The 6,037-nt window shown below is 39.3% G+C and carries 8 protein-coding genes and 2 pseudogenes; 5 read left to right on the top strand and 5 right to left on the bottom strand.

The annotated features are described in order from the left end of the window. The first annotated feature begins 20 nt into the window (after nucleotides 1–20). Both EA14781_RS25075 and EA14781_RS24550 read left to right on the top strand, forming a co-directional pair. On the top strand, nucleotides 21–155 hold the full coding sequence (locus EA14781_RS25075; RefSeq protein ID WP_123058249.1) for a T3SS effector NleG family protein: 135 nt from the start codon (nucleotides 21–23) through the stop codon (nucleotides 153–155). A 141-nt stretch (nucleotides 156–296) separates the two neighbouring features. Further along, entirely contained in the window at nucleotides 297–1,070 is a 774-nt protein-coding gene (locus EA14781_RS24550) for a hypothetical protein (protein WP_000453969.1), read from the top strand. 24 nt (nucleotides 1,071–1,094) lie between these two features. Here the strand turns inward: EA14781_RS24550 and EA14781_RS26215 are convergent. Beyond that, nucleotides 1,095–1,309 (bottom strand): annotated as a pseudogene (locus EA14781_RS26215) (secretion protein EspJ); the annotation flags it as partial. Between the two features lie 211 nt (nucleotides 1,310–1,520). Continuing rightward, entirely contained in the window at nucleotides 1,521–2,468 is a 948-nt protein-coding gene (locus tag EA14781_RS21540) for an omptin family outer membrane protease (RefSeq protein ID WP_001242397.1), read from the bottom strand. A gap of 614 nt (nucleotides 2,469–3,082) precedes the next feature. On the opposite strand from EA14781_RS21540, the gene ymgF reads away from it, so the two are divergent. After that, on the top strand, nucleotides 3,083–3,301 hold the full coding sequence (ymgF, locus tag EA14781_RS21545; RefSeq protein ID WP_001065864.1) for a cell division-associated protein YmgF: 219 nt from the start codon (nucleotides 3,083–3,085) through the stop codon (nucleotides 3,299–3,301). Nucleotides 3,302–3,514: 213 nt separating this feature from the next. Here ymgF and EA14781_RS21550 read toward each other — a convergent pair whose 3' ends face one another. The 3 genes and pseudogenes from EA14781_RS21550 to EA14781_RS21560 form a co-directional block, all read right to left on the bottom strand. Then, the gene (locus EA14781_RS21550; protein ID WP_000979973.1) at nucleotides 3,515–3,850 is read right to left on the bottom strand and encodes a YmgD family protein; all 336 of its coding nucleotides are present in this window, start codon (nucleotides 3,848–3,850) and stop codon (nucleotides 3,515–3,517) included. Between the two features lie 3 nt (nucleotides 3,851–3,853). After that, on the bottom strand, nucleotides 3,854–4,198 hold the full coding sequence (locus EA14781_RS21555; protein ID WP_000725791.1) for a YMGG-like glycine zipper-containing protein: 345 nt from the start codon (nucleotides 4,196–4,198) through the stop codon (nucleotides 3,854–3,856). A 1-nt stretch (nucleotide 4,199) separates the two neighbouring features. After that, nucleotides 4,200–4,334: pseudogene (locus tag EA14781_RS21560) on the bottom strand (hypothetical protein); the annotation flags it as partial. 297 nt (nucleotides 4,335–4,631) lie between these two features. On the opposite strand from EA14781_RS21560, the gene EA14781_RS25925 reads away from it, so the two are divergent. Both EA14781_RS25925 and EA14781_RS21565 read left to right on the top strand, forming a co-directional pair. After that, nucleotides 4,632–4,736: a hypothetical protein gene (locus EA14781_RS25925; RefSeq protein ID WP_000455703.1), complete on the top strand. Its 105-nt coding sequence runs from the start codon at nucleotides 4,632–4,634 to the stop codon at nucleotides 4,734–4,736. Nucleotides 4,737–4,801: 65 nt separating this feature from the next. Then, nucleotides 4,802–6,037, top strand: a 1,236-nt coding sequence (locus EA14781_RS21565) for an AIDA repeat-containing protein (RefSeq protein WP_042336246.1), incomplete at its 3' end; no start/stop codon positions are given.

Below are 6,037 nucleotides of genomic sequence, written 5' to 3' on the forward strand. Positions count from 1 at the left end.
ATGCTGCTTATTTTATTCTAATGTATTTTCCTCGTTTATCTGGTGAGGGCTCATCTCACCCGCTGATGCGAAAGTCAATAATAACATCAATGACTGTAAAATATGATGAATGTATTTTTGACTCAAATAGGAAAAATTTTTGTTGCAAAAGATGACTAAATGTTTTTATATAAATTGGCATTGATTGTTAATAAATTACATAAAAACGTCATAGACATAAAAGAAATAATGAAGTGTCTGTGTTTGATAAACAAAGATAATACAAGAACTATCTTCCTGGGAATGGATGGAAAATTATGGAAGTAAGTAATGTTATATCACAAAATACTGGATACCCTTTGATATCACATCGCTCAGAGTTTCAGTGTGTAGTGACTGAAATGCGTAGCAACCCTGTAAAATTTCTGGAAGAGAACCTAATTCTTAATCCGCAGTGTTATGCCCATCATGGTGATACCTCTTTTATCAAAGTTGATATTATAAGAGAGGAGGGGGGGTTAAGATTAAAAGAGACGGAAGTAGATATGGCCAATAGTGATCATATTCTGTTTACAGGTATTCGTGATACTGATGCTCCGGAACGTTTTGATGCGCCCGCAGTTATAAGCCTGAGCAACCAGTGTTTAAGTATCCGACGAAATGATATTACTCAAACTGTCCAGCAAAGTTCACCGTTATGGCTAACCAATCAGCAAAGCGGATGTAGTGTTCTCATCGTTCGCCATGGATTATCAGAATCTGGAGGTCAGCAGTATTCAATGATACATATGCGCCCAAGAGATAGTGAGAATTTCATCGATGAGTTTACGCCAGCGCTTTACGCTAATACTCAGGAGATTTTGCTGGAGAGGGATATTCAAAGTGTTCTTGCTAACACCTTTCCCAATGAAAATCCAGAAGCTTTTATTTTGGTTCCGTCAGCAGAAAATTTTATTGTAGAGGACTGTTGCACTCAATTGATTGATATTAGTAATGAGAGGGGAGAGTTTGATTTTTACAGACAAGTTTATCCTGTGATAGGAGGAGAATATCAGGTTGAAGCTTTGAGGTGGACTCGTTTTACTATATAAAAATATGTTCAGCATTATTGCTTTTTATGGGGGTATGTCAACATTCAGTCTGACTGATTCTGGATGTGTAATGATGAACGGCTCGCCCAATCTTAAAGAAAATGATATGTCGGGGTATACATTTGCTCCTTTATCAAGAGGTTCGCCAGTTGATACTACAAGTCAGCTACTGTTTTTTGTTATACTGTATTTTTTTGTAAGTTGGCATCGTCGTTGAATATCTTTTCATTTAATGTATTCAATTACTCCAGAGCGAAACTCGGTAATATCCATTTTACGACTTCTGTAAGTTACTTGTATTTTGTGTGTTAATTGTAATAATATTGATTAACATCATTTCATATCTGATGATATTAGGGATAATCAACTTTGTAACTTGTACAAAGTTGATTATCATTGCACATTCGCCTATTGTGTAAGCCGTGCCTGACTAAGTCAGAACTAATATATTTAAAAAGTATATTTGAGTCCTACTGTGGTCATAAAGTTGTAATTTTCAATTCCCGCAATATTCTTGCTATAGTCGGAGGCACCGGTATTTTTGTCATATACCGCTGTATCGCCTTTCTTGTTGGTGATGCGATTCCATGAGCCTTCTACAAATACTTTTGCATGTGGAGTTACATAGTAACCAGCATTCGCTGCAATGGAATAATAATTCTGGTTTTTAACTTTGCTGCGAAATGTAATTGCGCGAGCATAGTGCTCGTCGTTATCACTGGCTTCGACCCATCCACTATACTTAAATGAACCGCCAAATTCGAAGCTATCATAACGATAGCTACCGATAAAGCCGATATAAGGCATTTTAAAGCGCTGTTTGTATCCTATTCCTCTTTCGCCATCAGGGAATGACCCCATTTCGTTACGGAAACCGCCGTTCTCGCTATAAATGTATGTGCCCCCTGTAGCATTAAAGCTATAGCGACTCTCCTGATAACCAGCCATAACGCCGAGTTGATATTCTGGCTCATTTAAGATCCAGCCTTTGATATTTAAGTCGAATTCATTAGCATAGTTTAGACGAGTATTTGGATGTTTGCTTTCGTCCGTCCATGTTCCGACGTTATGAGGATCCAACCAGTCTTTATCAACCATATTAGAACTGCGGCTATCAATGGTGCTCCATCCATTAGCACCAAGGGATAACCATGGCATCAGATCCCAATTAATTGCACCTTTAATAATTGCAGCGTTACTGAATTTCCAGTCGAGTTGGCTGACTTTCCGCCCACCTTCGTCTGGATTATAGACCCGTTCTTTTGTTTTTCCGCTTAGAGTTCCAAGGCTAATGTCTGTACTTATGTTGCCAGGAGTAAATGATATAGCCCCGGTAGAAGCAAAAGAGCTGAGCGCAACAGGAGCGGTCAGAACTATTCCAAGAAGTTTCATTCGCATAAAAAAGACTCCATTCAATCGTGTTTAATGATCAAATGTATATTTTTCATGTCTAATCCAACGAGTCAATTACATACTATTCTACTGTTTATAATGTGTTTAAGTTTGAATTATTGTCGTAATGTTGTGTCTCTAATGCAGTTGAATTATCTAATTATTGTGTTTTGTATGGTTTATGTATTTTAATAACGTTATAATGTTGGTGTTTTTCTCTGCTCTATTGTGGTGATATTATAAATTCTGGTAGAAGACATCTAACGAAAAACCATCAATTATGGTAGGTATATCAACAGTATCATTTGGTGTTTTGAATATTCTTTTTTAGCTATGCAGAGCTAAGGCTATTGCGTATCGTCTGAAGAGGACTATCAGCGGGCTATTCATAATGGTTAAATAGCATCTTTTTATCAACCAAGAATAAACGATCGGGAAGGGATACTGCGAAGCGTTGGTTTCATCTATGGTTATAGCAGTGTGTGGCTAAAAAATACTCAACAAATTTACGACTGGTGCAATTATAGGCAGATAATAAGCCCGTTGCTTCTTGTTACTATTGTTCATTATTTTGTTTGCTATAATTGTCTGAAATTTTAGACGGGATCAACAGTAGTCGCATGAACAATAGTAATAACCTGGATTATTTCACTCTGTATATCATATTCTCAATTGCATTTATGCTACTCACTCTTCTGGTTATCCTTGTCGCAAAACCCAGTACCTGGTTAGGAGAAGTGCTTGTTACCATAAATTTAATCAATGCGCTTATCTGGCTGGCGATAAATCTGGTTAATCGAGTAAGAGGAAAGTTCGTTAGTCACAGGGATCAGCATTAACCTTTCTTTTATGCTGCTACTCTATATGACGGGAAGTATTGTTTTTAATGTTGGTTAAACGACTTTGCGTATTGTGGTGAAGGGCTGGTTGACGAGAGCAATGCTACATTACGCATATTTATTGCATAAGTATTTTTAGTTGAACAGGTGATGAAGTCCATATCTATATAAAAACACCGCGCCGAATATATCGGCGCGGTACTGTATCAACGATTATTTTTTGCCAATGGCACGCATAGTGTCATCAATTGCAGTGATTAACAGCATCTGCGGATCTTTAGCACAAGTCTGATTCAGCTTCTCTACTACTTTTGCACTCAATTCCGGAGATTGTTCGATTTTTAAATCGCGGCTGGCGACACTGGCGTTACCCATCACCGCAACGATATCCGCAACGTGTGCGCTGTCAGTTTTAGCCATTTCATTGGCTTCAGCACAGGTGATATAAGTTTCTGCTGGTAAACCATTTTTAATGTTGTAGTCCTGTGCCCAGCTCATCGGCGCAAAAACAAAAAGACCAGCCAGTAATGCAAATTTTTTCATCATCATTCCTTATTTCATTTTACCCAGGATAGCACCGCCCGTACCGCCAATCACGGCACCTTTGATAGCCCCTTCAAGGCCATTGCCGGTCAGAACGCCAGTGACTGCACCAACGGCGGCGCCGACTTTTGCGCCTTTACGGGCATTTTTACCATCCCGGCCTTTTTCTGTTACCGCACCAACGCCTGCGCCTACAGCTGCACCTTTCAGTACGCCATTAACACCATTGCCAGTCAGTAAACCAACGCCAGCTCCCAACAGAGCACCTTTCGTGGTGCGATTCATATCCGCCATTGCTGGCGCGGAGCAGAACAATATTGAGATAAGCCCGAAGGCGAGTGCTTTTTTCTTCACCTTAGTTGTCCGGTATTAAGTCAGTTGCACACACAATAGTTTCATCTTCAATTAAGATCTGCTTAACTAAAGAACGCTCGCTGTTATTCAGATAATTCAAAAGGAGCGTGCGGGTGATGATAGGATTCATTGTTTTTCATGAAATAAGATAAGTCTTAAATATTTATTAACCTATTGAATGTTGGATTTTTTTTGAGTTCCGTTGTTGCCTGTTAAAGTGTGGTTGCACGAGTGGAAATTTATAAAGATAGTTATGTGATTGATGTGTAAATTGGTGATATTCATCAGAAACGATGATGTAAGATAATTTTAGGGGAAATATATATTATATAAAGGAAATTGCTCATCTGTATTGTTGAAACTGTTCAGATTTTTAGTTTGCCATTTATTTCATCTACCAGACAAACATTACGCTTAAAAAACGCTTTAAGATATGGAATATCATCATTTCATCATGATGTCTGCCAGTTGTAGTGAACACAATACGTTAGCGCTGTCTCTTCAGGATGAATCCCTTGGTCTGTTTCCCGCGGGCTGATGCTACAGCCGGAGTGAAGATCTCTTTAACGTCATTTAGTATTCACTTTTCAGAGGATGAAATTTATGAACAGGAACAGACCGTATATTTTTCGCCGCACTCTTCTTTCTTTGTTAATATCCTCGTTGATATATTCGGTGCAGGGAAGAGCATATACCCAATACGTCTATGATTCAGTCAGTGATGAGTTCGTTACGGGTCAACAGACTGTTCGTCCGGGGGGAACTACGACGAATAACATTATTTATAGTAGCGGTATTCAATATGTTGAAGGCGGTGCCGCTATTGGGAGTATTCTGCAAGGAGGAGAACAGATTGTACGGCAGGAGGGAGAGGTATATGGAACTATCATTGAGAATGGCGGGACACAGCGTGTAGAGTTTGGTGGTGACAATGTTAGTATTGATAATACGACCATAAATCGCGGAGGCACACAAATTGTAGGAAATACGGGTAGCGTTGTAACAAATACTCACATTAATTCTGCTGGTGAGCAAAAAGTATATGGTAACGGGAGAGCAGAAAAGACAGACATAAATGGTGGAAAACAGACTCTGGAATTCTCAACGGCTTATGATACGACAATTCAAAACGGTGGAATGCAGTCAGTATTCAGAGAGAGTAGTGCTGAGAAAACGACGATTAATGCAGGTGGAGTGCAAGATGTTCGGGAAACTGGTAGCAAAGCTGTTGATACAATAATTAATTCAAACGGGGTGCAGGAAATACATGATGGTGGAGAAGCACTAACTACTCATATATATGGTGGTGCACAATATATTGATGGGGGTATCGCGGACGATACATATATACACAGCGGAACTCAAAATATAGACCGGGGAGGGAAAGCTACAAATACGTATATTTATAATGGAAAACAGATTGTCAGAGAGAGAGGGACGGCAATAAATACAACAATTCACCAGGGAGGAGAACAAGAGATATATGGTACTGCAAGTAATACAAATATCTATGGTACGCAGTATGTTAATAATGGTGCAATCGCAGATATAACAGTTATTAATAATGGGGGAAAACAACTGGTTAAAACCGGAGGAAAAGCTTTAAATACCACTATTAGTAGCGGCGGTGTGCTGGAGGTCTATGATGGTGCGATAGCGAATGATGTTGACCAAAAATCTGGGGGAGCGCTGATTACGTCGACGAATAGCTCCATCAGCGGTAAAAACAGTAATGGTAAATCATTTTCTGTTAACGCAGGGCACGCAGATTCAGTTGTGCTGGAAAATTCAGGTTTATTGACCGTTAAGGCTACGGGTAACGCTACCAATACGACGGTG

Origin of the sequence: Escherichia albertii NBRC 107761 = DSM 17582 (assembly GCF_000759775.1) — a bacterium.
Taxonomy (GTDB): domain Bacteria; phylum Pseudomonadota; class Gammaproteobacteria; order Enterobacterales; family Enterobacteriaceae; genus Escherichia; species Escherichia albertii.